This window comes from Citrobacter sp. wls706 (genome assembly GCF_005281305.1).
GTDB lineage: Bacteria > Pseudomonadota > Gammaproteobacteria > Enterobacterales > Enterobacteriaceae > Citrobacter > Citrobacter werkmanii.
Genome location: NZ_SZXG01000037.1, coordinates 501623 through 526347 on the forward strand (window position 1 = coordinate 501623; position 24725 = coordinate 526347).

General features: G+C 53.1%; 25 protein-coding genes. 4 read left to right on the top strand and 21 right to left on the bottom strand.

Going from position 1 to position 24725, the window contains the following annotated elements:
• Nucleotides 1-76: 76 nt before the first annotated feature.
• On the top strand, nt 77-865 hold the full coding sequence (locus tag FDW92_RS18905; protein ID WP_042309822.1) for a deaminated glutathione amidase: 789 nt from the start codon (nt 77-79) through the stop codon (nt 863-865).
• Nucleotides 866-993: 128 nt separating this feature from the next.
• Nucleotides 994-1197 (top strand): twin-arginine translocase subunit TatE, encoded by a 204-nt coding sequence (tatE, locus tag FDW92_RS18910; protein WP_042309820.1) that lies wholly within the window; start codon nt 994-996, stop codon nt 1195-1197.
• A 97-nt stretch (nt 1198-1294) separates the two neighbouring features.
• Here the strand turns inward: tatE and lipA are convergent, their stop codons facing one another.
• The 10 genes from lipA to FDW92_RS18960 all read right to left on the bottom strand — a co-directional run bounded on the left by lipA (nt 1295) and on the right by FDW92_RS18960 (nt 10751).
• Entirely contained in the window at nt 1295-2260 is a 966-nt protein-coding gene (gene lipA, locus FDW92_RS18915) for a lipoyl synthase (protein ID WP_042309819.1), read from the bottom strand.
• A 206-nt stretch (nt 2261-2466) separates the two neighbouring features.
• Nucleotides 2467-3108 (bottom strand): lipoyl(octanoyl) transferase LipB, encoded by a 642-nt coding sequence (gene lipB / locus FDW92_RS18920; RefSeq protein ID WP_042309816.1) that lies wholly within the window; start codon nt 3106-3108, stop codon nt 2467-2469.
• 112 nt (nt 3109-3220) lie between these two features.
• Nucleotides 3221-3484, bottom strand: a complete 264-nt coding sequence (ybeD, locus tag FDW92_RS18925; protein WP_003022706.1) for a DUF493 family protein YbeD — start codon at nt 3482-3484, stop codon at nt 3221-3223.
• 106 nt (nt 3485-3590) lie between these two features.
• On the bottom strand, nt 3591-4802 hold the full coding sequence (gene dacA, locus FDW92_RS18930; RefSeq protein WP_038638745.1) for a D-alanyl-D-alanine carboxypeptidase DacA: 1212 nt from the start codon (nt 4800-4802) through the stop codon (nt 3591-3593).
• A gap of 142 nt (nt 4803-4944) precedes the next feature.
• Nucleotides 4945-6039, bottom strand: a complete 1095-nt coding sequence (gene rlpA / locus FDW92_RS18935) for an endolytic peptidoglycan transglycosylase RlpA (RefSeq protein ID WP_042309813.1) — start codon at nt 6037-6039, stop codon at nt 4945-4947.
• 10 nt (nt 6040-6049) lie between these two features.
• On the bottom strand, nt 6050-7162 hold the full coding sequence (gene mrdB / locus FDW92_RS18940) for a peptidoglycan glycosyltransferase MrdB (protein ID WP_006685529.1): 1113 nt from the start codon (nt 7160-7162) through the stop codon (nt 6050-6052).
• Nucleotides 7163-7164: 2 nt separating this feature from the next.
• Nucleotides 7165-9066 (bottom strand): peptidoglycan DD-transpeptidase MrdA, encoded by a 1902-nt coding sequence (gene mrdA, locus FDW92_RS18945; RefSeq protein WP_042309811.1) that lies wholly within the window; start codon nt 9064-9066, stop codon nt 7165-7167.
• 30 nt (nt 9067-9096) lie between these two features.
• Nucleotides 9097-9564, bottom strand: coding sequence for a 23S rRNA (pseudouridine(1915)-N(3))-methyltransferase RlmH (gene rlmH / locus FDW92_RS18950; protein WP_003022725.1), 468 nt, complete (start codon nt 9562-9564; stop codon nt 9097-9099).
• Between the two features lie 3 nt (nt 9565-9567).
• Nucleotides 9568-9885, bottom strand: a complete 318-nt coding sequence (gene rsfS / locus FDW92_RS18955) for a ribosome silencing factor (RefSeq protein ID WP_003022728.1) — start codon at nt 9883-9885, stop codon at nt 9568-9570.
• A gap of 254 nt (nt 9886-10139) precedes the next feature.
• Complete coding sequence (locus FDW92_RS18960) at nt 10140-10751, bottom strand: adenosylcobalamin/alpha-ribazole phosphatase (protein WP_042309809.1); 612 nt, start codon at nt 10749-10751, stop codon at nt 10140-10142.
• 96 nt (nt 10752-10847) lie between these two features.
• On the opposite strand from FDW92_RS18960, the gene cobD reads away from it, so the two are divergent.
• Complete coding sequence (cobD, locus tag FDW92_RS18965; RefSeq protein WP_042310168.1) at nt 10848-11942, top strand: threonine-phosphate decarboxylase CobD; 1095 nt, start codon at nt 10848-10850, stop codon at nt 11940-11942.
• Here cobD and nadD read toward each other — a convergent pair.
• From nadD to leuS, 4 genes are read right to left on the bottom strand one after another with little or no spacing between them, the layout of a single operon-like run.
• The gene (nadD, locus tag FDW92_RS18970; protein ID WP_094301021.1) at nt 11917-12558 is read right to left on the bottom strand and encodes a nicotinate-nucleotide adenylyltransferase; all 642 of its coding nucleotides are present in this window, start codon (nt 12556-12558) and stop codon (nt 11917-11919) included. The two genes, cobD and nadD, sit on opposite strands and share 26 nt — an antisense overlap.
• 1 nt (nt 12559) lies before the next feature.
• Nucleotides 12560-13591, bottom strand: a complete 1032-nt coding sequence (holA, locus tag FDW92_RS18975) for a DNA polymerase III subunit delta (protein ID WP_042309806.1) — start codon at nt 13589-13591, stop codon at nt 12560-12562.
• Nucleotides 13591-14184, bottom strand: coding sequence for an LPS assembly lipoprotein LptE (lptE, locus tag FDW92_RS18980; protein ID WP_042309805.1), 594 nt, complete (start codon nt 14182-14184; stop codon nt 13591-13593). Before lptE ends, holA begins: the two co-directional genes overlap by 1 nt.
• Before the next feature lie 14 nt (nt 14185-14198).
• Entirely contained in the window at nt 14199-16781 is a 2583-nt protein-coding gene (leuS, locus tag FDW92_RS18985) for a leucine--tRNA ligase (RefSeq protein ID WP_094301018.1), read from the bottom strand.
• 235 nt (nt 16782-17016) lie between these two features.
• Here leuS and FDW92_RS18990 point away from each other — a divergent pair, with 235 nt between their 5' ends.
• Nucleotides 17017-17499, top strand: coding sequence for a zinc ribbon-containing protein (locus FDW92_RS18990; RefSeq protein ID WP_006685521.1), 483 nt, complete (start codon nt 17017-17019; stop codon nt 17497-17499).
• Nucleotides 17500-17605: 106 nt separating this feature from the next.
• On the opposite strand, the gene rihA is transcribed toward FDW92_RS18990, so the two are convergent.
• The 7 genes from rihA to corC form a co-directional block, all read right to left on the bottom strand.
• Complete coding sequence (gene rihA, locus FDW92_RS18995; protein WP_042309801.1) at nt 17606-18541, bottom strand: pyrimidine-specific ribonucleoside hydrolase RihA; 936 nt, start codon at nt 18539-18541, stop codon at nt 17606-17608.
• A 116-nt stretch (nt 18542-18657) separates the two neighbouring features.
• Nucleotides 18658-19383, bottom strand: coding sequence for a glutamate/aspartate ABC transporter ATP-binding protein GltL (gene gltL, locus FDW92_RS19000; RefSeq protein WP_042309800.1), 726 nt, complete (start codon nt 19381-19383; stop codon nt 18658-18660).
• Entirely contained in the window at nt 19383-20057 is a 675-nt protein-coding gene (gene gltK, locus FDW92_RS19005; RefSeq protein WP_003022757.1) for a glutamate/aspartate ABC transporter permease GltK, read from the bottom strand. Before gltK ends, gltL begins: the two co-directional genes overlap by 1 nt.
• Complete coding sequence (gene gltJ / locus FDW92_RS19010; protein ID WP_038638776.1) at nt 20057-20797, bottom strand: glutamate/aspartate ABC transporter permease GltJ; 741 nt, start codon at nt 20795-20797, stop codon at nt 20057-20059. Before gltJ ends, gltK begins: the two co-directional genes overlap by 1 nt.
• A gap of 159 nt (nt 20798-20956) precedes the next feature.
• A complete protein-coding gene (gene gltI, locus FDW92_RS19015) occupies nt 20957-21865 on the bottom strand; it encodes a glutamate/aspartate ABC transporter substrate-binding protein GltI (RefSeq protein ID WP_003022762.1) in 909 nt (302 codons plus the stop codon).
• 358 nt (nt 21866-22223) lie between these two features.
• A complete protein-coding gene (gene lnt / locus FDW92_RS19020) occupies nt 22224-23762 on the bottom strand; it encodes an apolipoprotein N-acyltransferase (protein ID WP_042309799.1) in 1539 nt (512 codons plus the stop codon).
• A 24-nt stretch (nt 23763-23786) separates the two neighbouring features.
• The gene (corC, locus tag FDW92_RS19025) at nt 23787-24665 is read right to left on the bottom strand and encodes a CNNM family magnesium/cobalt transport protein CorC (RefSeq protein WP_038638785.1); all 879 of its coding nucleotides are present in this window, start codon (nt 24663-24665) and stop codon (nt 23787-23789) included.
• Nucleotides 24666-24725: the final 60 nt, after the last annotated feature.

Here is a 24725-nt window from a genome sequence, read left to right on the forward strand (position 1 = left end):
ATTTGATTGTATATAGGGTGAGTGTAACGCTGAATAATCGTTGTTGGCGAGCCTGACAAACTTTTCTGGAGGGAATATGTTCGTTGCAGCAGGGCAGTTTGCCGTGGGACCTTCGTGGGAAAGGAATGCAGAAACCTGTGCATCATTGATGTCTCAGGCCGCAGGAGAGGGAGTATCGTTGTTGGTATTACCGGAGGCGTTGCTGGCCCGTAACGATATTGACCCTGACCTGTCAGTAAAGTCAGCACAATTGCTGGAGGGTGGGTTCCTGACACGTTTACTCCAGGAAAGCGCGCAAAATGAGATGACGACAATCCTGACGATTCATGTTCCTTCTGTGCCAGGCCGGGCATTTAACATGTTGGTGGCGTTACGGGGAGGCCGGGTGGTTGCCCATTATGCAAAATTGCATCTTTACGACGCGTTCGCGATTCAGGAGTCGCGGAATGTCGATGCTGGAGACGCCATAGCGCCGCTGCTGGACGTAGACGGATTAAAGGTAGGGTTGATGACCTGCTATGACCTGCGTTTCCCTGAGCTGGCGTTAGCGCACGCTCTGCAGGGGGCAGACATACTCGCTTTACCTGCCGCATGGGTGCGGGGAGCACTAAAAGAGCATCACTGGGCAACATTGTTGGCGGCAAGAGCCCTGGATGCCACTTGCTATGTTATTGCGGCAGGAGAATGTGGTAATAAGAACATTGGTCAAAGCCGGGTCATCGATCCCTTTGGCGTGACCATTGCCGCCGCGGCAGAAACGCCGGCGCTGATTATGGCCGAGGTTTCAGCAGAGCGGGTGAAGCAGGTCAGGGCCCAACTTCCGGTATTAAGTAACCGACGCTTTGCGCCACCGCAATTATTATGACGTTTTTTTAAACAAGGCTTGATTCACCTTGTTACAGATTGCTATTGTGTGCGCGCGTCGAAAGGCCGTTAATATTCTCAGGTTAATATGGCGCTTTATGCAGCCTGGTTTAAGTTAAGAAGGTATCTATGGGTGAGATTAGTATTACCAAACTGCTGGTGGTTGCCGCACTGGTCGTTCTGCTGTTTGGTACCAAGAAGTTACGTACACTGGGTGGAGACCTGGGAACGGCAATTAAGGGCTTTAAGAAAGCGATGAACGACGATAATGCCGATGCCAGAAAAGAGGCTGATGGTAGCGTTCAGGCGGAAAAGCTCTCTCATAAAGAGTAATGTCAGGAGCATGATGCTCTTACTGTGTGCTCTGTATGAAAAAAACCGGCAATTTGCCGGTTTTTTTATTGCTGAAATGTAAGTGAGTATTACACGATTACTTCACTTCCAGCCCTTTGGCCTGCATGTCAGCGTGGTATGAAGAACGAACGAATGGGCCGCAGGCTGCATGGGTAAAGCCCATCGCCATGGCTTCGGCTTTCATCTCGTCGAACTCATCCGGGCTGACGTAGCGTTGCACTGGCAGGTGATGGCGGCTCGGCTGTAAATACTGCCCCAGCGTCAGCATGGTCACGCCATGGCTGCGCAGATCGCGCATGACTTCAATGATTTCGGCATTGGTTTCACCCAGACCTACCATCAGACCCGATTTAGTCGGGATCTCCGGGTGCGCTTCTTTGAAACGCGCCAGAAGCTTCAGCGACCAGTTGTAGTCAGCTCCCGGACGTACGTTACGGTAAATACGCGGTACGTTTTCGAGGTTGTGGTTAAATACGTCCGGCGGTGTGGCCGTGAGAATATCCAGCGCGCGATCCATACGACCACGGAAGTCAGGCACCAGAGTTTCGATCTTAATCGACGGACTTTTCTCGCGAATAGCGGTGATGCAGTCAGCAAAGTGCTGAGCGCCGCCGTCACGTAGATCGTCACGGTCAACGGAGGTAATGACGACATAGCGCAGCGCCATGTCCGCAATCGTCTGAGCCAGTTTCAACGGCTCGTTGGCATCAGGCGCAACCGGACGGCCATGGGCAACGTCACAGAATGGGCAACGGCGTGTACAGATTGCGCCGAGGATCATAAAGGTTGCGGTTCCGTGATTGAAACATTCAGCCAGGTTAGGGCAGGAAGCTTCTTCGCAGACAGAGTGCAGGCCGTTTTTGCGCATTGCCGCTTTGATGCCCTGGATGCGAGTGGAGTCCGCTGGCAGTTTTATTTTCATCCATTCCGGTTTACGCAGCAGGGCTTCACGCTCTGTTGCCACATTTTTAACCGGGATAAGAGCCATCTTATCGGCATCGCGGTATTTAACACCGCGTTCCATCACAATGGGTTTACTCATAGCTTGCGTGTTCCAGTTGCGAATTACGAAGGAAAGCGTTTCAATTCAAGGGAATGTTGCATTTATCAACTATTTTTGAATTAGTGATACGCAGTATATCATTGAAACGGGCCAGAAAGCAGCCTGACAGGCTGGCAAAATGTAAAATAGTTGTTGTTTTGTGCCATTTGCCACAACATATGCCGTGGCAAAGTATGACCGCATTTTTAGTCCGCAACGTATTCGTGCGGTGGGTTACCCAACAGCGCCAGAATGTTGGCCAGCAGGCGTGGGCGAATGCTCTCAGTGGTGGCCGCGCTATCCCATTGCGATACTTTTGCCATCTCCATTCCGGCATAACCACAAGGATTGATACGCAGGAAAGGCGACAGGTCCATATCCACGTTGAGCGCTAAGCCGTGAAATGAACATCCCTTACGAATACGTAACCCTAATGAGCAGATTTTCTTCTCACCGACATAAACGCCAGGCGCGTCGGCTCGCGGGTGGGCGTCGATGCCAATTTCCGCAAGGGTATTGACGACAGTTTGCTCCAGCAGCGTAACCAGCTCGCGAACACCCAGTTTGCGGCGTTTCAGGTTCAACAGCACATACATGACCTGTTGGCCCGGTCCGTGGTAGGTCACCTGACCACCACGATCGCTCTGAATCACCGGAATATCTCCCGGCATCAGTACGTGCTCGGCTTTACCTGCCTGACCCTGAGTAAAGACAGGATAATGCTCTACCAGCCAGATTTCATCATGACTGTTTTCATCGCGGGTATCGGTAAATTCGTGCATGGCCAGAGAGACTGGCTCGTAAGGTTGAAGACCGAGCTGGCGGACCAGAATTTTATCCTGATACAAAACGGCATCTCCGTAGATACTCACACAGAGTAGAGAATGTTAAAGAGGGGAAAAGTATATCACAGGAGGAAGAGGTTACCCGAGCGGGGATGCAGCGGGTAACCGACAGGTTTTACAGCACCATGCGTACGATATCGATATTACCTAATTCTTCGTACAGCGTTTCAACCTGCTCAATGTGTGTAGCAGTGATGGTGATAGAGACCGAGTGGTAGTTGCCTTTGCTGCTCGGTTTTACCGTCGGAGAGTAATCACCTGGCGCATGGCGCTGTACCACTTCAACCACCTGATCAACCAGCTCAGGCAACGCCTGCCCCATTACTTTGTAAGTAAATGGAGTAGGGAATTCAAGCAGTTCGTTAAGTTTGGTTTTCATGTCAGCTCCGGCGTTACATCAAAAAATAATAACTCCCACAGCGCGTGGGAGTTATCTGGATACCTAGTATATGGGGACGTAAATCACACTTTCAAGTGTTCGATTTTTAGCCAAACCAGTGGTGGAACATTAATTTAATGTAATCAATGATTTTCCCAAAGAAGTTGCCTTCCGGGATTTCCTGCAGCACGACCAGTGGGCGCTGCTCGATGGTTTTGCCATCAAGCTGGAAGTTGATAGTACCGACAACCTGGTTTTTCTGCAGCGGCGCGTGCAGTTCAGTGGTGTTCAGCACATAACTTGCTTTCAGATCTTTCATACGGCCGCGAGGAATGGTCAGGTAGACATCCTTATCGACACCTAACGATGCGCGATCGGTGTTACCAAACCAGGCGGGTTCTGAGGCAAATTCTTTACCCACTTTCAGCGGGTTGACGGTTTCGAAGAAACGGAAGCCCCAGGTCAGCAGTTTTTTGCTTTCGGTTTCGCGACCTTTATAGGTGCGGCCACCCATTACGGCGGAGATCAGACGCATCTGGCCTTCGGTTGCGGATGCAACAAGGTTATAGCCAGCTTTATCGGTGTGACCGGTTTTGATACCGTCGACATTCAGGCTGTTATCCCACAGCAGACCGTTACGGTTTAACTGACGAATGCCGTTAAAGGTGAACTCTTTTTCTTTATAGATAGAGTATTCATTAGGCACATCGCGAATCAGCGCCTGACCAATCATCGCCATATCGCGGGCTGAACTGTACTGACCGTCAGCATCAAGACCATGAACGGTCTGGAAGTGGGTGTTTTTCAGACCCAGCGCGTTCACATAGCTGTTCATCAGGCCGACGAAAGCGTCCTGGCTACCGGCAGCGAAGTCAGCCATCGCCACACATGCGTCGTTCCCGGACTGCAGGTTAATACCACGGATCAACTGAGAGACAGGAACCTGCATGCCTGGCTTGAGGAACATCAGCGATGAACCTTTAAAGACCGGGTTACCCGTAGCCCATGCGTCATTGCCGACGGTGACCAGATCGGTTTCTTTGAACTTCCCGGCTTTCATCGCCTGGCCGATGACGTAGCTGGTCATCATTTTGGTCAGGCTGGCGGGGTCGCGGCGAGTGTCAGCATTCTGTTCTGCCAGAACTTTACCTGAATTGTAATCAATCAGGATATACGACTCCGCATCGATCTGCGGAACGCCGGGGATCATGGTTTTAATATTCAGGTCATCGGCATGTGCAGCAGAGAGAGTAGCTGCGCAGAGAGCCGCGGTGAGCGCCATACGCTGCACGAAACGAGCGGAAAAAGTGGTCTTCATGGTCTGAACTACGACGTCCGTGATGAAATTAAAAAAAGTGCCCTACTATAGCAAATGCATAACGGGCAGGCATCTGACTTTCCGCGTGACTTTGTTAATGTCATTTACGGAAATTGACAATTCAGATACCCGGTTTACGTTATTACATGCCGGTGATGAAGGACTGTAATTGTGCCTCGGATTGAAGACGCTGCTGCAATGAGGAGGCTTCAGTTTTGCTGGCGAATGGCCCCATCTGAATACGCCATACCGCGCCGTTTTGCACTACCCGTCCTGGGACGCCAAACTGCTGACTTAAGCGCTTTTGATACTGCTGCGCTCGGGTTTGATCGCTAACGGCACCGACCTGAACGACATAGCGTCCGTTGGTCGCAGCGGCTGGCGCGGCAACGGTCGCTGGCGCGGTTACCGGGGCAGTTGATGCCGCGGGAGTGGTGGTTACAGGCTGTGGTGCAGGCGTGGGTTCACTGCCTTCAAGCACACCAGCTGCAAGCGTTGTCGGCGCGCCGAGGAAACCACTGCTGTTGACTGGCGCACCGCTGGCATCCTCGCTTTTCAGCGTGGAATTGCTGATAGGACGGATGTCATTTTGCGGCTGGCCCGCATCCGGTGCGGAAGACATAGTGCCACCACCGCTTAAATCAGGGCGAGCGGGCAGGGCATAGGTTTGTTTCGCCACGGTCGTACAGGCCATACCCGGTCCGGATAATGAACCATCCTGAGCGACGATGATCGGGTCGATACGCACTTTGGTGTTGTTAGACGTGTTCAGTCGATCGGCGGCGGCACGTGAAAGTGAAATTACGCGATCGTTGCCATAAGGGCCGCGATCGTTAATGCGCACGACGATCATCCTGCCGTTTGCCAGGTTGGTGATTCTGGCATAGCTTGGGATCGGCAGCGTCGGGTGCGCAGCGGTCAACTGCATTGGATCAAACGCTTCACCAGACGCGGTTAAATTGCTTCCAGGCTCCGCATCATAAATAGCGGCAAGCCCGGCCTGGCTAAAGCGGGAGGGATCCTGGACTATTTTGTAGCTCTTACCATCACGCTGGTAGTCCTGATTCGCCGTTGGGTTCAGGGGTTCAAAGCGCGGATCGGCCCCGCTGATTTCAACAATCGGACCATTACACACCGCAGGCTGCGGCGCGACAGCAACCTGTTGCTGACCATCATCATTCGAACACGCCGCGAGCATTCCTGCTGCGATGCAGATACCAAGCCACTGCTTACGCATTGCGTACCCCTTACACGCTTTTCGACAACATTTTTCTATGGGTGTGGATCGACATAACAATCCCGAACCCGGCCATCAGCACGATCAGTGCTGAGCCTCCGTAACTGACCAGTGGGAGTGGAACCCCAACCACAGGGAGAATACCGCTCACCATACCAATATTTACGAAGACATAAACGAATAATATCAACATTAAACCACCCGCCATGACGCGACCAAAGGTGGTTTGTGCGCGAGCCGCGATCCACAACCCGCGCATAATCAGCAAAATGTACAGCGTCAGCAAAATCAAGATTCCCACCAGACCCAGTTCTTCCGCTAAGACGGCGAAGATAAAGTCAGTGTGGCGTTCGGGTAAAAACTCAAGCTGCGACTGCGTACCGTGCAGCCAGCCTTTACCGCGTAATCCGCCGGAACCAATAGCAATTTTAGACTGAATAATGTGATAGCCCGCGCCCAGCGGATCGGTTTCAGGGTCGAGTAACATCATGACGCGTTGACGCTGGTAGTCATGCATCAGGAAGAACCACAGTATCGGAATAAACGCGGCGACCAAAACGACTGCCACACCGATTAAACGCCAGCTTAAACCAGAAAGGAACAGGACAAACAGACCAGAAAGGGCAACCAGAATTGAGGTGCCGAGGTCAGGCTGAGCGGCAACCAGCAGCGTGGGCATAAAAATCAGCACCAGCGCAATCGCGGTATTTTTTAGCGATGGCGGGCAGACGTCGCGGTTGATGAAGCGTGCGACCATCAGCGGCACGGCAATCTTGGCGATTTCAGAAGGTTGAAAGCGCACGATACCCAAATCCAGCCAGCGCTGGGCGCCTTTGGAAATAGCGCCGAAGGCGTCAACCGCCACCAACAGAATGATGCAGAAGATATAGAGATAGGGCGCCCAACCTTCATAAACCCTGGGCGGAATTTGCGCCATCACCACCATGATGACCAGGCCCATCGCGATCTGACCGACCTTACGCTCCATCATGCCAATATCCTGGCCGCTGGCGCTCCAGATGACCAGCGAGCTGTAGACCAGCAGAGCCAGCAAAATAAGTAACATTGTGGGATCGATGTGGATTTTGTCCCAAAATGTTTTTTTGTTCGGATTATCCGTCACGATTATTGGTCCTCAGCTGCTGCAACCGCTGGGTTTTCCGCAGGCAGATTGGTGTTGTTGTCGCCCAACATAATGTGGTCAAGGATCTGGCGCATAATCGTCCCTACAGCCGGACCCGCACCGCCGTTTTCAAGGATCATGGCGACAGCGACCTGGGGGTTATCGTAAGGTGCGAAGGCCGTCATTAACTTGTGGTCACGTAAACGTTCGGCGATTTTATGCGCGTTATAGGTTTCATTAGCTTTCAGGCCAAAGACCTGTGCGGTACCGGATTTCGCCGCAATTTTGTATGGCGCGCCAGCGAAATATTTATGTGCAGTCCCGTTAGGGCGGTTAGCGACGCCGTACATACCGTCTTTGGCGATTTCCCAGTAACCGGAATGAATATCGCCAACGGGCGGTTCGTGCGGCTGCACCCATGGGACTTGCTTGCCGTTTTCTGCAGTGCTCATCAGCAGATGCGGGACTTTTACCAAACCGTCGTTGATAAGGATCATCAGCGCTTTACTCATCTGGATAGGGGTTGCCGTCCAGTAACCCTGACCGATGCCGACCGGAATGGTATCACCCTGGTACCATGGCTTTTTAAACCGTTTTTGCTTCCATTCACGGGTTGGCATGTTTCCGGAACGTTCTTCGGCAAGATCGATGCCCGTATATTGACCGTAGCCAAACTTGCTCATCCACTCGGAAAGCCGGTCTATCCCCATATCATAGGCGATTTGATAGAAAAACGTATCCGCGGACTCTTCCAGAGAGCGGGTGATGTTCAGGTGGCCGTGACCCCACTTTTTCCAGTCGCGGTAACGTTTCTCAGAGCCGGGTAACTGCCACCAGCCCGGATCGAACAGACCGGTATTGCGAGTGATGACGCCTGCGCTTAACGCAGAAACCGCAACGTAAGGCTTAACCGTCGACGCTGGAGGATAAACGCCTTGCGTGGCGCGGTTAACCAATGGGGTATTCGGGTCATTGAGCAACCCGGAGTAATCTTTACTGGAGATGCCATCCACAAACAGGTTGGGGTCGTAGCTTGGCATGGAGACCAGCGCCAGAACGCCACCGGTACGCGGGTCGGTGACCACCACGGCGGCGCGGCTCCCCGCCAACAGCGTTTCAATATACTGCTGGAGCTTCAAATCCAGCGTGAGATAAATATCATGCCCGGCCTGCGGCGCGACCTCTTTAAGCTGACGAATGACACGACCGCGGTTGTTGACTTCAACTTCTTCATAGCCGGTCTGTCCATGCAGCACGTCTTCATAATAGCGTTCAATACCGAGCTTACCGATATCGTGCGTCGCCGCGTAGTTAGCCAGTTTGCCGTCTTTGTCCAGGCGGTCCACGTCTTTATCGTTGATCTTCGATACGTAGCCAATCACGTGGGTTAGGGCGGAACCGTAAGGGTAGTAGCGGCGTTTATAGCCTTTGACTTCAACGCCAGGAAAGCGATATTGATTAACGGCAAACCGTGCGACCTGAACTTCCGTCAGGTTGGTTTTTACCGGAATAGAGGTGAAGCGGTGTGAACGGGCGCGTTCTTTTTTAAACGCGGCAATATCGTCGTCCGTCAGATCTACGACGTTGCGCAGCGCGTCGAGCGTATCCTGAATGTTGTCTACCTTCTCCGGCATCATTTCAATCTGATAAATGGTGCGGTTAAGGGCAAGCGGAATTCCGTTGCGGTCATAAATAATGCCGCGACTGGGAGGAATAGGTACCAGTTTAATGCGGTTCTCGTTCGAACGTGTCTGATAATCAGTAAAACGAACGATTTGCAGATTATACAGGTTGGCGATCAGCACGCCGGTCAGCAGCAAAATCCCCAAAAAAGCGACCAGCGCCCGGCGCACAAACAGCGCGGACTCAGCCGAATAGTCGCGAAAAGAATTCTGTAGTTTCATCCGCTGCTTAATCTACTCAAGAATCAATGATCACTCACGGTGATAAGGATGGTTGGTGGTAATGCTCCACGCCCTGTACAGACTCTCCGCTACCAGAACCCGAACAAGAGGGTGAGGAAGGGTTAACGCAGAGAGTGACCAGCTTTGTTCCGCCGCTGCTTTACAAGCGGGAGACAGACCTTCCGGCCCGCCGATCAGCAGACTGACGTCGCGGCCGTCCAGTTTCCAGCGCTCCAGTTCGGTCGCCAGCTGCGGCGTGTCCCAGGGTTTGCCCGGAATATCAAGGGTGACGATGCGGTTCTTGCCTGCGGCGGCCAGCATCTGCTCACCCTCTTTGTCGAGAATGCGTTTAATGTCCGCGTTCTTGCCGCGTTTTCCTGCCGGGATTTCGATCAGCTCAAAGGGCATATCTTTCGGAAACCGACGCAGATACTCGGTAAATCCTGTTTGTACCCAGTCAGGCATTTTCGTACCCACAGCGACAAGTTGCAGCTTCACGCATTAACTCCAGAGTTTTTCCAGTTCATACAGGCGACGGCTTTCTTCCTGCATCACGTGGACAATCACATCGCCGAGGTCAACGACGATCCAGTCAGCGACGTTCTCGCCCTCCACGCCGAGCGGCAGCAGGCCGGCAGTGCGGGACTCCTGAACAACGTGATCTGCGATGGACATAACGTGACGGCTGGACGTGCCAGTGCAGATAATCATGCAATCAGTGATGCTGGATTTGCCCTGAACGTCTAAGGCGATGATGTCTTGACCTTTCAGGTCATCAATTTTGTCGATTACAAAATCCTGGAGTGCTTTACCCTGCAAGTGTTCCCCCTGGGTGAAAAGAGTTAAAAACGTCTGTTAGTATACCTGAACCAGAGGCGATATCGGGACAAATGTCTCCGAAAGCGCTTTTGAAGTGCGCTATCATCCCACCCCACGCCACAGAATGCATCGCCATTTTTGTAAAACAATTTCTGCAAAGCTCTGAAAGGCGGGAAAAGTCAGGTTGCGGAGGATAACAGCCTGTCAGGGGGTGTCAATGGGAGAGAGGGCCTTCGGCAGAAAAAACCGCGCATTCACTCCCCGTCATGCCATACGGCTCGGCTGTTAAGCACTTTCAGTACCGCGAAATCGTCACATAAATCTATCGCGCTCCAGCAGCCTTGTTCGACGCGGAAATGCCACATTGCCGCAGCCGGCATGGACAGCAGGCGGGCAATCAAAACGCTCAGCACGCCCTGATGACTCACCACCAGCAGATTTTGACTCGCTTTATAATCGGCAAGCTGGGCAATGAAGCGTTCAACCCGCTGAGAAAATGCCTGAAAGCCTTCGCCATTTGTTGGCGTTGCGTTCTGCCAGTCGTTACACCATAAGGCGTAATTTTCAGCGTCTTCACGTGCTAAATCGCGATGGTGGCGCATTTCCCAGTCACCAAAAAACATCTCATTCAGCTCAGGCATAATACGTACCGGGAGGTCGCGATCGCCTAAGATCAACCGGGTTGTATGGCGGGCGCGTTCGAGTTCGCTGCAAAGCACGTTGTCAACGGGAAGATTATGTAACAGCTTGCCCACTGTTTGCGCCTGTGCGATCCCCCGCTCCGTTAGCGCAGTGGGGGCGTGGCCGCTGTATAATCCGGCGACATTGGCGTCGGTTTCGCCATGCCGTACTAACCAGAGTCTCATGTTTTCCTCGTGAAGCTATTCGCACAAAATATGATGTTTGCCCTGATTGCGCAGAGTTTTTTCACTAAAATACCCTTTTTTACGTGGAGCGGCACGATGTCTTTATTGAAGAGCGCGCATGGTGGTAATACCCGAGAAGCCGCCGAATTGTTGGGTATCTCGCCTGAACAATTGCTGGATTTTAGCGCGAATATTAACCCGCTGGGTATGCCAGCAAGTTTAAAACGCGCGATCATCGACAATCTGGACAGCGCGGAGCGTTACCCGGATGTCGATTACGCTCAACTGCATACGGCACTGGCGGATCATCATCAGATTCCGGCCTCGTGGATCCTGGCCGGAAACGGTGAGACCGAGTCTATTTTTACCCTGGTGCATGGCCTCAAGCCAGGCCATGCGATGATCGTCACGCCCGGGTTTGCGGAATATCGTCGGGCGTTGCAATGGGGGGGGGGTACGATTCATGAATTTGCGCTGCGTGAAGAGGATGGTTGGCAGCTTACCGAGGCCATCCTCGATGCGTTAACCCCAGAACTGGACTGCCTGTTTCTCTGTACACCTAACAATCCCACCGGATTACTGCCCGATAACCACCTGCTACACGAGATTGCTACCCGTTGTGAGCAGCTTGGGATCACTCTGATCCTTGATGAAGCATTTATTGATTTTATTGCCGGTGAGCCGGGGTTTATCCCGCTGCTGCACGGGAATCCACATATTTGGGTTCTGCGCTCGCTGACTAAATTCTATGCGATACCGGGATTGCGCCTGGGGTATCTGGTCAACAGTAACGAACACGCCGTTGCACAGATGCGTAGCCAACAAATGCCGTGGTCAATTAATGCGTTTGCTGCCCTTGCAGGCGAGATTATTTTACCCGATAGCGCCTATCAGCAGGCGACGTGGAAATGGCTGGAGCAAGAGGGGGCGCGGTTTGATCAACAGTTGCAAGCTCTGTCCGGCCTGACGGTGTATCCCGGCCGGGCAAATTATCGTTTATTACGCTGCGATCGGGCGGATGTTGATCTGCAACGCGCCATGCTCGAACAACATGTTTTGATCCGCAGTTGCGCCAACTATCCAGGACTGGATACGCGTTATTATCGGGTGGCCGTTCGCAGCATGGAAGAGAATAACCGACTGCTGGCGGCATTACGCAAGGCGCTTAGCGGTACAGCCCTTGTTGATTGATATAGTCAAGCACAGCGCCTGGCAGTAAGTCGTCGCACGGCTCGCCTTTTTCCAGGCGTTCGCGGATCAGCGTGGCGGAGATATTAAACCACGGCGTTTCGGCCAGGTAAATTTTCCCGCAGGGCAGGTTGTGCAGGTCTTCCGGCGAATGGGTCAGATGATCCTCCAGCCACTGCTGGTGCTTTTCCTGCGCCATTTCGAGTGGATAGCCCGGACGTCGGCACACAATAAGATGCGTGTTACCCAAAATCGTGTGGTAGTCATGCCAGGAAGGAAAGGTAAGCAGCGAGTCCTGACCAATAATAAACGCTAACGGCACGTCCGGACCTTGCTCTTCGCGCCACTCTTGTAGCGTTTGCGCGGTGTAGGAGGCGGTATCGCGTTTCAGTTCGCGTTCATCCAGAGAAAACAGCGGCTTATCAGCAATGGCCAGTTCAACCATACGCTTACGTTGTTCGCCGGACGCTTCGGGTTGCGCGCGATGTGGCGGCACGTTATTGGGCATGATGATGACCCGGGAAAGGCCAATCAGATTCGCCAGAATTTCAACCGGTTTAAGATGACCATAATGCACCGGATCAAAGGTGCCGCCGAACAGAGCCTGCAATGATTTCATATCAACCATCAATAAAAACATCGGCCAGCGATTTATGGCAGAGCAAAAGGGAAAGTCCCTCAAGTTCTGCCCACACTGACTGACCATAGTCTTGTTTAAGCGTAATTTCCGTACGTGTTAACAGCGTCACCGCCTGACGCAGCTGTGCCGGATTTAGCCGGTTAAGCGCATCCCCCATCATGCCACGGCGATTTTGCCACACACGATGTTTATCAAACAACGTGCGTAAGGGCGTATGGGCCGACTGCCGTTTCAGGTTGACCAGCAGCAGCAATTCGCGCTGTATCGTACGCAGTAAAATAACCGGTTCGCTGCCTTCAAGGCGTAACTGTTGCAGGATGTGCAGCGCGCGCTTGCTTTTGCCCATCAGCAGAGCATCCACCCAGTGGAATGGCGTAAAGTGCGCGGCATCGTTAACGGCTTTCTCCACGCGAGGCAGCGTGAGTTTGCCATCAGGCCACAGTAATGCTAACCGCTCAAGTGCTTGCGCCAGAGCTAACAGGTTACCTTCATAGCAATAGCACAATAGCTGATTGGCTGCGTCATCCAGTTGCAGGTTGTTAAGTTTCGCTCTCGCGGCAACCCAGCGCGGTAGTTGTGCTTGCTCCGGTGTCTGGCAGCTAACCTGAACCGCGTTATTCGCCAGCCCGGTATACCATGCGCCGTTTTCCTGTGTCTTAGTCAGTTTGTTGCCGCGAACAATCAGCAGCAGATCGTCATGAAGCAGAGTGACCAGCGACGCGAGTTGTTCGTTAATGGCGGCATTGGGGCCATTTTCAGGCAACTGCAAAAGCAGCGTTTGACGACTGGCAAACAGGCTCATCGCCTGGCAGAGTGAAAATATTTCTCCCCAGTCGGTGCTGGTGTCCAGAGTAAAAGCGTGGTGTTCTTCGAATCCTTGCGTTGCGGCAGCCAGACGGATGGCATCCTGGCTTTCCTGCAATAAGAGGGGATCGTTGCCCAGTAGTAAATACGCCGCGCGCAGCCCTTCATTGAGCTGTGCGCGGAGTTGTTCAGGGTACAACTTGAGCATCAGTTACCCAGCGTGGTGGAAACACGTGCTGGAGATGACGCAGGCGCTGCGGCTGGCGTCGCTGCTGGCTCGGCATCCGCACTGGAGGACCGAGTGTCGGCCAGATGTACGCTTGGCAGCTTACGAATCAACTGTTCTGCCGCTTTGTCGTACATCTCTTTGATGATCATGTCCTGCTCGTTATCCTTCGCCAGCGCAGCCTGAGAGTTATCAAAGAACGAACGATAAACTTTGGTGCTGATGGGGTAGATATCGTGTCCTGGAATCAGCACGGTAGCACTTACGGACATCACCATCTGGTACTCAGCCGTTTGACCGTTCTGGAATACCGACGCGGTATCCTTTGAGATACTCACTGCTCCCAGTCGTAAGGACGTCACATCTTTACGCATTGAACCGTCTTCAAGCAGCGTAACGCCGTTCAGACGCAACTGATTACGAACCGCGCGGCTTAACGGGCCGTTCGGATCGCCAGAGTTCAGGATCATGGTTTTCATTGAGGGGGGAACCTGCGTAGTACTACGCAGATGCCAACCGCACCCGGCGGTGACCAGCACCGCCAGAGATAACAACAATGTTGTCAGAAGTCGCACGCTTCCTCCCGCGCTTAGCCAACGACCAGATTGAGGAGTTTACCCGGTACATAAATCACTTTACGTACGGTAACGCCATCAAGATATTTTGCCACCAGGTGTTCCTGGCCTGCACGTTCACGAACCTGTTCTTCGGTGGCGTTTACCGGAACGGTGATTTTGCCACGTACTTTACCGTTAACCTGAACGACAACCAGCGTTGAGTCTTCAACCATAGCGCTTTCGTCAGCTACTGGCCACGGTGCGTTATCGATATCGCCTTCGCCTTTCAGCGCTTGCCACAGGGTGAAGCAAACGTGTGGGGTGAACGGGTTAAGCATACGCACAACAGCCAGCAACGCTTCCTGCATCAGGGCGCGGTCCTGCTCGTCTTCCTGTGGCGCTTTCGCCAGCTTGTTCATCAGCTCCATAATCGCCGCAATTGCGGTGTTAAAGGTCTGACGACGACCGATATCATCGGTGACTTTAGCGATAGTTTTGTGCACGTCGCGACGCAGCGCTTTTTGATCTTCGCTCAGAGCATCAACGTTCAGGGCAGCGACATCCCCTTTGGAAGTATGTTCGTAAACCAGTTTCCAGACACGTTTCAGGAAGCGGTTAGCCCCTTCAACGCCGGATTCCTGCCATTCCAGGGTCATGTCAGCCGGAGAGGCGAACATCATAAACAAACGCACGGTGTCTGCGCCGTAACGCTCAACCATCACCTGCGGGTCGATGCCGTTGTTTTTGGACTTGGACATCTTGCTCATGCCGGTATACACCAGTTCATGACCTTCGGCGTCCTTCGCCTTCACAATACGACCTTTTTCGTCGCGTTCAACGATGGCATCAACCGGAGAAACCCAGTTACGCTCGCCGTTGGCGCCGACGTAGTAGAACGCATCTGCCAGCACCATGCCCTGACACAGCAGCTGTTTAGCCGGCTCGTCAGAGTTGACCATGCCCGCGTCGCGCATCAGTTTGTGGAAGAAGCGGAAGTAGAGCAGGTGCATGATGGCGTGTTCGATACCGCCAATGTAGATATCCACCGGCAGCCAGTAGTTAGCGGCTTCTGGATCCAGCATGCCTTCGTTGTACTGCGGGCAGGTATAACGCGCGTAGTACCAGGAGGATTCCATAAAGGTATCGAAGGTGTCGGTCTCACGCAGCGCAGGCATGCCGTTAATGGTGGTTTTCGCCCACTCAGGATCGGCTTTGATCGGGCTGGTGATGCCGTCCATGACCACGTCTTCCGGCAGAATAACCGGCAGTTGATCTTCTGGTGTTGGCAGCACGGTACCGTCTTCCAGCGTCACCATCGGAATCGGCGCGCCCCAGTAACGCTGACGGGAAACGCCCCAGTCGCGCAGACGATAGTTAACTTTACGCTCACCCACGCCTTTAGCGACCAGCTTGTCAGCAATGGCGTTGAAGGCAGCTTCGAAGTCGAGGCCGTCAAACTCACCGGAGTTAAACAGTACGCCTTTTTCAGTCAGTGCCTGTTCCGACAGATCCGGCTCTGCACCTTCGGCGGTCAGAATGACCGGCTTGATGGTCAGGCCATATTTGGTGGCAAATTCGTAGTCGCGCTGATCGTGACCCGGAACGGCCATCACTGCGCCTGTACCATATTCCATCAGGACAAAGTTTGCCGCCCAAACCGGGATCTCTTCGCCAGTCAGCGGGTGAACCGCTTTAAAGCCAGTGTCGACGCCTTTCTTCTCCATGGTCGCCATTTCGGCTTCAGCAACCTTGGTGTTGCGGCATTCGTCAATGAAGGCGGCCAGTTCAGGGTTGTTCGCGGCGGCTTTCTGCGCCAGCGGGTGACCAGCGGCAACGGCCAGGTAGGTCGCACCCATAAAGGTATCCGGGCGGGTGGTATAGACGGTCAGCGTGTTGTCGTAACCGTTCACGTCGAAGGTGATTTCCACACCTTCCGAACGACCGATCCAGTTGCGCTGCATGGTCTTAACGGTGTCCGGCCAGTGATCCAGGTTATCCAGATCGCGCAGCAGTTCGTCAGCGTAAGCGGTGATTTTAATGAACCACTGCGGGATCTCTTTGCGCTCAACTTTGGTATCGCAACGCCAGCAGCAGCCGTCGATAACCTGCTCGTTGGCGAGAACGGTCTGATCGTTCGGGCACCAGTTGACCGCAGAGGTTTTCTTGTACACCAGGCCTTTTTTGTACAGCTCGGTGAAGAATTTCTGTTCCCAACGGTAGTATTCCGGGGTGCAGGTCGCCAGCTCGCGGCTCCAGTCATAACCAAAGCCCAGCATTTTGAGTTGGTTTTTCATGTAGGCGATGTTGTCGTACGTCCACGGTGCCGGTGCGGTGTTGTTTTTAACCGCAGCGCCTTCCGCAGGCAGACCGAACGCATCCCAGCCAATAGGCTGCAGTACGTTTTTGCCCAGCATACGCTGGTAGCGGGCGATCACGTCACCGATGGTGTAGTTACGTACGTGGCCCATGTGTAGTCGACCAGAAGGATAGGGAAGCATAGACAGGCAGTAATACTTCTCTTTGCTCTCGTCTTCGGTCACTTCAAATGTGCGCTTCTCATCCCAGTGAAGCTGTACTTTGGATTCTATCTCTTCCGGGCGGTATTGCTCTTGCATGGCAGCCAGTGGTCCTGTTTTCAATACAGCTACAAACGTAGCTCTAGATGTGGTGTTTCAGATCCGCATAGCATAGCCCAAACGCCCGCGCCAAAACAGCCTTTCGCGCATTCAGCGTTGAATTCCCGCAAGGATAATTCTTGCACGAATTTACACACTCTGTGGACAGTCTTGCAAAGCGTAGCGTAAATAACGTCTATTATTATAGACAGTTAACGACCCAGGAGGTGAAGTGATGAACAAGGTTGCTCAATATTACCGCGAACTGGTGGCTTCACTGAGCGAACGCCTGCGTAACGGCGAACGCGATATTGATGCGCTGGTGGAGCAGGCGCGTCAGCGAGTTATGCAGACCGGGGAGTTAACGCGAACCGAGGTGGAAGAGGTCACCCGGGCCGTCAGACGTGACCTGGAAGAGTTTGCGTTGAGTTATGAAGAGAGTCTCGATGAGGAGACTGACAGCGTCTTTATGCGGGTTATCAAAGAGAGTATCTGGCAAGAACTGGCTGATATTACCGATAAAACGCAGCTCGAATGGCGCGAAGTCTTTCAGGATCTCAGCCATCATGGGGTTTATCACAGCGGCGAGGTGGTCGGCCTGGGCAATCTGGTCTGCGAGAAGTGCCACTTCCATTTAGCGGTATACACCCCGGATGTGCTGCCGCTGTGCCCGAAATGCGGGCACGATCAGTTCCAGCGCAGGCCGTTTGAGCCTTAATGATTAGACGTGCCAAACGTCATTTGTAGGCCTGATAAGATGTGTCAGCATCGCCATCAGGCAATATGCCGGATGGTGGCGCAAGCGCCTTATCCGGCCTACATTTTTACGCGTAATATCTTAAACGTTCTGCCAGCAGATCGACAAACCCCTGGCGATCCACGTCCACCATCACGGTGGCGTTTGGCTTATTGCCGCTCAGGAAGTAATAATCCACCACAGTCATCCCCTGGGTGTATTTGCCCTGGGTTTCCACGCCGACCCAGCGCTCGACGGTGGTAAACAGTTCAGGTTTCAGCAGCCAGGCAATGGTACATGGGTCGTGCAGCGGCGCGCCGATGAATCCCCATTTTTCGTCTTTATGATATTCAAAGAAAAAGTCGAGTAGTTCTGCCACGATCGTCGAAACAGGGTTGCCGATAGCGCGGAATCGCTCGGTATCTTCACGATGTATTTGCGCTTTATGCGTGACGTCCAGCCCGGCCATTACCACTGGGATACCCGACTGGAATACGATCTCAGCGGCTTCAGGATCAACATAGATATTGAATTCCGCCGCGGGCGTCCAGTTCCCGAGGCCCATCGCGCCCCCCATAATCACGATACGGGCGATTTTGGCGTGCAATTCCGGGTGGCTGTTCAGAAGCAATGCGACGTTAGTTTGCGGCCCGGTGGAGACAATGGTCACCGGTTCCGGGCTGTCCCGCAGGGTTTTTGCCATCAGTTCCACGGCGGTACAGTCCAGAGGAGCGAAAGCGGGTTCCGGCAATGCCGGGCCATCCAGCCCACTCTCACCGTGGACGTTATCGGCAATAATCAGATCGCGCATCAGCGGTTTTACGGCTCCGCCGGCTACGGGGATATCCGTACGGTTGAGTAACGTTAACATGCGTAATACGTTACGCAGCGTTTTGTCGGGCGTCTGGTTGCCGGCAGAAGAGGTGATTGCTTTCACATTCAGTTCAGGTGAGGCGAGGGCGAGAACAATTGCGATAGCGTCGTCATGACCTGGATCGCAATCAAACAGAATAGGAAGTGCCATTGTTGCTCCTTGTAAGTGGGACTTTGTGACAAGGGTAACGCTGGGCTGTACCTGTTTCGAGAAGTGAAGAGATAAAGCGTGAGGTGGCGCGCACATAGCGGTGCGCGCCAGCAAGATTAGTGCAGGATTTTCGCGAGGAAGTCTTTGGCGCGGTCCGATTTCGGATTGGCGAAGAACTCTTCTTTCGGTGAGTCTTCAACAATTTTCCCTTCATCCATGAAGATCACCCGGTTCGCCACTTTCCGCGCAAAGCCCATTTCGTGGGTCACCACCATCATGGTCATTCCTTCATTGGCCAGTTCAACCATGACGTCCAGTACTTCGTTGATCATTTCAGGATCAAGCGCAGATGTCGGTTCGTCAAACAGCATGGCGATAGGATCCATGCACAGTGCCCGGGCGATGGCGACACGCTGTTGCTGTCCCCCGGAGAGCTGAGCCGGAAACTTCTCGGCATGGGCCGCCAGACCGACACGCTCCAGCAGCTTCTGCGCTTTTGCGCGGGCAGGCGCTTTATCGCGTTTCAGCACTTTGACCTGGGCCAGAGTCAGGTTTTCAATGATCGACAGATGTGGAAATAGTTCAAAGTGCTGGAACACCATGCCCACACGGGAACGAAGTTTGGCCAGATCGGTTTTTTTGTCGTTCACCACGGTGCCATCAACCGTGATGATGCCCTGTTGTACCGGCTCCAGACCGTTTACCGTTTTGATAAGCGTGGATTTACCGGAACCTGAAGGGCCGCAGACCACGACCACTTCACCTTTTTTCACTTCCGTAGAGCAGTCGGTCAGCACCTGAAAGTGACCATACCATTTAGAAACATTTTTCAGGGTAATCATTAAACTGTCCTTTTCTTCAAATAGCTGACCAACAACGATGCGCTCAGACTGAATACAAAATAAACGGCGCCAGCAAACAGGATCATTTCAACCTGCGTGCCGTCACGCTCGCCAATGGTGGAGGCGGTACGGAAGAAATCTGCCAGACTTAATACATAGACCAGCGAGGTATCCTGGAAGAGTACGATACCCTGGGTAAGCAGCAGCGGCACCATCGCGCGGAAGGCCTGCGGCAGAATAATGAGCTTCATCGACTGCCAGTGGGTCATCCCCAGCGCCAGCGCGGCGCTGGACTGCCCACGAGAAATACTCTGGATCCCAGCCCGGATAATCTCTGAGTAGTACGCGGCTTCAAACATCGAAAATGCGACCATCGCCGAGATCAGGCGAATATCGGTTTTTGGCGACAGACCCAATACGTTTTGCAGGAAGCCGGGCACAATCAGGTAGAACCACAGCAGTACCATCACCAGTGGAATAGAACGGAATACGTTGACGTAGCCTTTCGCAAACCAGGCTATCGGCGCGAAGCTGGACAGACGCATGACGGCCAGGATAGTTCCCCATACGATACCAATGACGACCGCCGTGACAGTGATTTTCAGCGTGATGATCAGCCCGTCCAGCAGGTACGGCAGGGAAGGGACAATAGAACTCCAGTCAAATTCGTACATTATTTGCCTCCCATATTGCCCGGCAGGCGGATCTTGCGTTCGACGAGATTCATCACCAGCATGATGACTGCGTTAATCAGCACGTAGGCCAGGGTAATAGCCGTAAACGATTCCCAAGCGTGGGCGGAGTAATCCAGCAGCTTACCTGCCTGAGCAGCCATATCGACCAGGCCGATGGTGGAGGCGATCGCGGAGTTCTTCACCAGGTTCATCATCTCTGAGGTCATTGGCGGAACAATCACGCGGTAAGCGTTTGGCAGCAGAACATAACGATAAGCCTGAGGCAACGTCAGCCCCATTGCCAGAGCTGCGTTTTTCTGCCCACGAGGCAGAGACTGAATAGCAGCGCGAACCTGCTCGCAGACGCGCGCGGCGGTAAACAGCCCCAGACAAAGCATGGATGAAAGGAAGAACTGAATATTGGGATCCAGTTCCGACTTAAACCACATACCAATGTTTTCCGGTAACAGTTCAGGAATGACCAGATACCAGGTGAAAAATTGGACAATGAGCGGAACGTTACGAAACAGCTCAACGTACAGCGTGCCGATCCCGGCGAGGAAGCGGTTGGGGACTGTGCGTAAAATGCCGAATAAAGAACCGATGAGGAAAGCGATAATCCAGGCCGTAATGGATAACGCGACCGTGACCTGGAAACCACTCCAGAGCCAGCCGAGATAGGTGGTGTTGCCGAACGGGGCTTGTTGTAAAAAAATGCCCCAGTTCCAGTCTATAGACATAAATCTACTCCAGAAAAAAAAGGGTAGCAGCGCTACCCTCGAAGATTGTTATTCGGCGTTTTGCGGTTTTCAGGCCTGATGGGGAACGACCATCAGGCTTATAGTCTGTCCGTGCCGGGTAACAATCGAGAGGGAGGGGAAGCCTCCCATTTATTTTAGTTAGTTAAGCGCTTTATCATTCGGTTCTTTGAACAGGGCTTTCATCTCGTCTGACAGTTCGAAATTCATGTTCAGGTTCTTCGGTGGAATTGGGTTTTTAAACCACTTATCAAACCATTTTTCCGCTTCGCCTGAGGTCTGCGCCTTGGCGATAGTGTCGTCCATCAGCTTTTTGAACTCAGGGTCATCTTTGCGCAGCATGCAGCCGTAGGCTTCCTGAGACTGTGGCTTGCCGACGATCTCCCAGTTGTCTGGTTTCTTCGCCTTCGCGCGTTCGCCAGCCAGCAGGGCGTCATCCATCATAAAGGCAACGGCGCGGCCGCTTTCCAGAGTACGGAAAGAGTCACCATGGTCCTTCGCGCTGATGATGCGCATATCCATTTTTTGTTCTTCGTTCAGCTTGTGCAGCAGCACTTCCGAGGTGGTACCCGAAGTCACGACCACGGCCTTGCCTTTCAGGTCAGCGAAATCTTTAACATCACCGCCTTTTTTCGCCAGCAGACGGGTGCCAACAACGAAAATAGTGTCAGAGAATGCCGCTTGTTTTTGACGCTCGACGTTATTGGTGGTGGAGCCACATTCAAAGTCGAAGGTACCGTTTTGCAGCAGCGGGATACGGTTCTGTGAGGTGATCGGGATCAGTTTTACCTGTAGGTCAGGCTTGTTGAGTTTTTTCTTCACGGCTTCAACGATGGCGTTGGAGTAATCCTGTGAATAACCGACCACTTTTTGCTGATTATCGTAGTAAGAAAACGGTACCGATGATTCACGGTGGCCGACAACGATAACGCCATTTTTGGCGATCTTGTCCAGCGTGCTGCCTGCCGCTGGTGCTGCGTCTTCTGCGTGCGCCAGACCGGCGGACATTCCCATGACCAGCATGGCAGTGGCGAGCTTACGTAATTGCATATCCAACTCCTTTATCGTCTGCGCCAGGGACGCATTGATACCCATTGTGATGTTGTTATTGTTTGCTACTTAAACGTGCAGTCTTGTATATGTTTGTTAACATTTAGTTTGGATGAATGTAAAGAATTTGCTGTGTTATTGTTTATTTTTGCGAAGTGCGCCGCACCATTTGGGGGCAAAAATATCTTGTTGCACTTTTCAGGTGCTACCAAAGCTCAACTTTGGTGCGACCAGGTTGCACATTCAGCCAAAACGGCGTTTGCCTTGTATAACAAAGCAATAGGCGTGCCAGAATGGGCAAGGTAGGGAGTTTTGTCGGCCGGATAAACACATCGTTATCCGGCCCGGGGAAGGAAGGTTATTTACGACGCTGGCGCAGGCTCATTACCAGCGCGCCAAAGCCAAACAGCGCGGTAAGCAGCCATAGCGGCCAGTTACCGGTACGGGCATACGGGGTTAAGCCCGTGGTTGGCGTCACGCTGGTGGTCAGAACCTGGCGGGTAAACTGCGGGATCATCGCCTGAATCTCACCCTGTGGACCAATCACCGCCGTAATACCGTTGTTGGTGCTACGCAGCAGCGGGCGCGCCAGTTCCAGGGAACGCATACGCGCCATCTGGAAGTGCTGCCACGGGCCGATAGACTTACCAAACCACGCATCGTTAGAGATGGTGAGCAGATAGTCCGTATCCGGGCGGAAGTTATCACGAACCTGTTCGCCAAGAATGATTTCGTAGCAGATAGCTGCGGTCAGCTTAAAGCCATGCGCATGCAGCTGTGGCTGCACATACGGTCCGCGGCTGAACGACGACATAGGCAGGTCAAAGAACGGCGCTAACGGGCGCAGGATCGATTCCAGCGGAACAAACTCGCCAAACGGTACCAGATGGTTTTTGTTGTAGCGGTTGCTGGAGTCGTAGCTGTACGGACTGTCTTTACCCAACGTGATGATGGTGTTGTAGGTGTCGTAACGGTTCTGCTTATTCAGCCGCGCGTCTACGATACCGGTAATCAACGTGCTGTTTTTCGATTTCAGCAGGTCATTCATCATGCTCAAAAAACGCTGCTGGTTAATTTCCAGGTCCGGGATAGCGGACTCCGGCCAGATGATCAGCTGTGATTTGCCCATTTCAGGCTGGGTGGCGTCGAGATAAATTTTCAGCGTATTAAGTAGCTGACCCTCATCCCATTTGAGTGACTGTGGAATGTCACCTTGTACCATCGAAACCTGAGTCGTTTTTTCCGGCTCAAGCGTATACCACTGGATGTAGCGCAGCGGGAAGGGCAGAGCGAAAAGCACCACGCCTGCAACCAGCGGTTTCCAGTTACGCTGTACGATAGCCAGCGCCAGCAGGCCGCTGACCATCATCAGCAGGAAGTTAATCGCTTCAACGCCCATCACCGGCGCCAGCCCTTTTAGCGGGCCGTCAATCTGGCTGTAGCCGAACTGCAGCCACGGAAAGCCGGTCAGCACCCAGCCCCGCAGGAACTCGGTTATCTGCCAGACAACCGGCGCGGCAATGGCGACGCGTAGCCAGGTTGTTTTCGGCCACAGGCGTGACAACACGCCAGCAAACAGACCGGTATAGAGTGAAAGGTAGGCGGCAAGCAGTACCACAAGGAAAACGTTAACCGGACCTGGCATACCGCCAAACTGCGCGATGCTGACGTAGACCCAGTTAATGCCGGAACCAAACAACCCCAGGCCCCAGAAGTAGCCGATAGCGGCTGACTGAAGTGGACGGCGGTTGAGGGTGAGAGCCTGCAGGCCCATCAGCGATACGATCGCCGCAGGCCAGATGTCATACGGAGAGAAAGCCGGCGTCCCGCAGGCACCGAATAATAACGCCAGCAGCAGGCGAATGCGCTGGCGTTCAATTAGTGAGGCAAATGCCATGTAGTCTAAGATCCAGTTTCGGGTTTATTCGTCCAGTTTGGGCTGGGGTGAGTCGTCCGGAATTCTGACATGAACCTGAATAATACGACGGCTGTCGGCCATTGCCACTTTGAACTGGTAACCATCAATGTCGATAGTCTCCCCACGAGCGGGCAGATGACCAAAGGCCTGCATGACCAGACCGCCAATGGTATCGACTTCTTCGTCGCTAAAGTGGGTGCCAAAGGCTTCGTTGAAGTCCTCAATTGGCGCCAGCGCGCGAATGGTCCAGGTGTGGCGACTGAGCTGACGGAAGTCGATATCATCTTCTTCGTCGTACTCATCTTCGATTTCACCAACGATCAGTTCAAGGATGTCCTCAATGGTCACCAGACCAGAGACACCACCGAATTCGTCGATGACGATAGCCATATGATAACGCTGGGAGCGGAACTCTTTCAGCATGCGGTCAACCCGCTTGCTTTCAGGGACGACAACCGCCTGGCGTAACACTTTCTCCATGCTGAAAGCTTCGGCATCGCTGCGCATAAACGGCAGCAGATCTTTGGCCATCAGAATCCCTTCAATGTGATCTTTGTCTTCGCTGATCACCGGGAAACGCGAGTGGGCTGACTCGATAATGACATCGAGGCATTCATCCAGGGTTTGGTTGCGTTTCAGGGTAATCATTTGCGAGCGAGGGATCATGATGTCGCGCACGCGTTGGTCCGCAATGTCCATCACCCCTTCGAGCATATCGCGCGTATCTTCATCGATAAGGTCGTTTTGCCCGGAATCACGGATCAGCTCCAACAGTTCGTCGCGGTTTTTCGGTTCACCGTGGAAAAGTTGGCTCAGTAACAGGGAAAAAAATCCCTTTTTGCTGGTTAAGGTGTCACTACTGTGTGAATTGTCGTCGCTCATGGCGTCGTATGGGTTCTCATGTTAGTTAATAGGTCGCTCAATGCGCGTAAACTCAGCGCA

Coding starts and splice junctions, on each gene's coding strand:
- gltI (WP_003022762.1), bottom strand. CDS start 21,865: ATGCAATTACGTAAGCTCGCCACTGCCATGCTGGTCATGGGAATGTCC.
- mrdA (WP_042309811.1), bottom strand. CDS start 9,066: ATGAAACTACAGAATTCTTTTCGCGACTATTCGGCTGAGTCCGCGCTG.
- rlpA (WP_042309813.1), bottom strand. CDS start 6,039: ATGCGTAAGCAGTGGCTTGGTATCTGCATCGCAGCAGGAATGCTCGCG.
- nadD (WP_094301021.1), bottom strand. CDS start 12,558: ATGAAATCATTGCAGGCTCTGTTCGGCGGCACCTTTGATCCGGTGCAT.
- gltK (WP_003022757.1), bottom strand. CDS start 20,057: ATGTACGAATTTGACTGGAGTTCTATTGTCCCTTCCCTGCCGTACCTG.
- FDW92_RS18990 (WP_006685521.1), top strand. CDS start 17,017: ATGAACAAGGTTGCTCAATATTACCGCGAACTGGTGGCTTCACTGAGC.
- ybeD (WP_003022706.1), bottom strand. CDS start 3,484: ATGAAAACCAAACTTAACGAACTGCTTGAATTCCCTACTCCATTTACT.
- lnt (WP_042309799.1), bottom strand. CDS start 23,762: ATGGCATTTGCCTCACTAATTGAACGCCAGCGCATTCGCCTGCTGCTG.
- rihA (WP_042309801.1), bottom strand. CDS start 18,541: ATGGCACTTCCTATTCTGTTTGATTGCGATCCAGGTCATGACGACGCT.
- dacA (WP_038638745.1), bottom strand. CDS start 4,802: ATGAAGACCACTTTTTCCGCTCGTTTCGTGCAGCGTATGGCGCTCACC.
- leuS (WP_094301018.1), bottom strand. CDS start 16,781: ATGCAAGAGCAATACCGCCCGGAAGAGATAGAATCCAAAGTACAGCTT.
- gltL (WP_042309800.1), bottom strand. CDS start 19,383: ATGATTACCCTGAAAAATGTTTCTAAATGGTATGGTCACTTTCAGGTG.
- lipA (WP_042309819.1), bottom strand. CDS start 2,260: ATGAGTAAACCCATTGTGATGGAACGCGGTGTTAAATACCGCGATGCC.
- corC (WP_038638785.1), bottom strand. CDS start 24,665: ATGAGCGACGACAATTCACACAGTAGTGACACCTTAACCAGCAAAAAG.
- FDW92_RS18905 (WP_042309822.1), top strand. CDS start 77: ATGTTCGTTGCAGCAGGGCAGTTTGCCGTGGGACCTTCGTGGGAAAGG.
- holA (WP_042309806.1), bottom strand. CDS start 13,591: ATGCTCAAGTTGTACCCTGAACAACTCCGCGCACAGCTCAATGAAGGG.
- FDW92_RS18960 (WP_042309809.1), bottom strand. CDS start 10,751: ATGAGACTCTGGTTAGTACGGCATGGCGAAACCGACGCCAATGTCGCC.
- tatE (WP_042309820.1), top strand. CDS start 994: ATGGGTGAGATTAGTATTACCAAACTGCTGGTGGTTGCCGCACTGGTC.
- cobD (WP_042310168.1), top strand. CDS start 10,848: ATGTCTTTATTGAAGAGCGCGCATGGTGGTAATACCCGAGAAGCCGCC.
- gltJ (WP_038638776.1), bottom strand. CDS start 20,797: ATGTCTATAGACTGGAACTGGGGCATTTTTTTACAACAAGCCCCGTTC.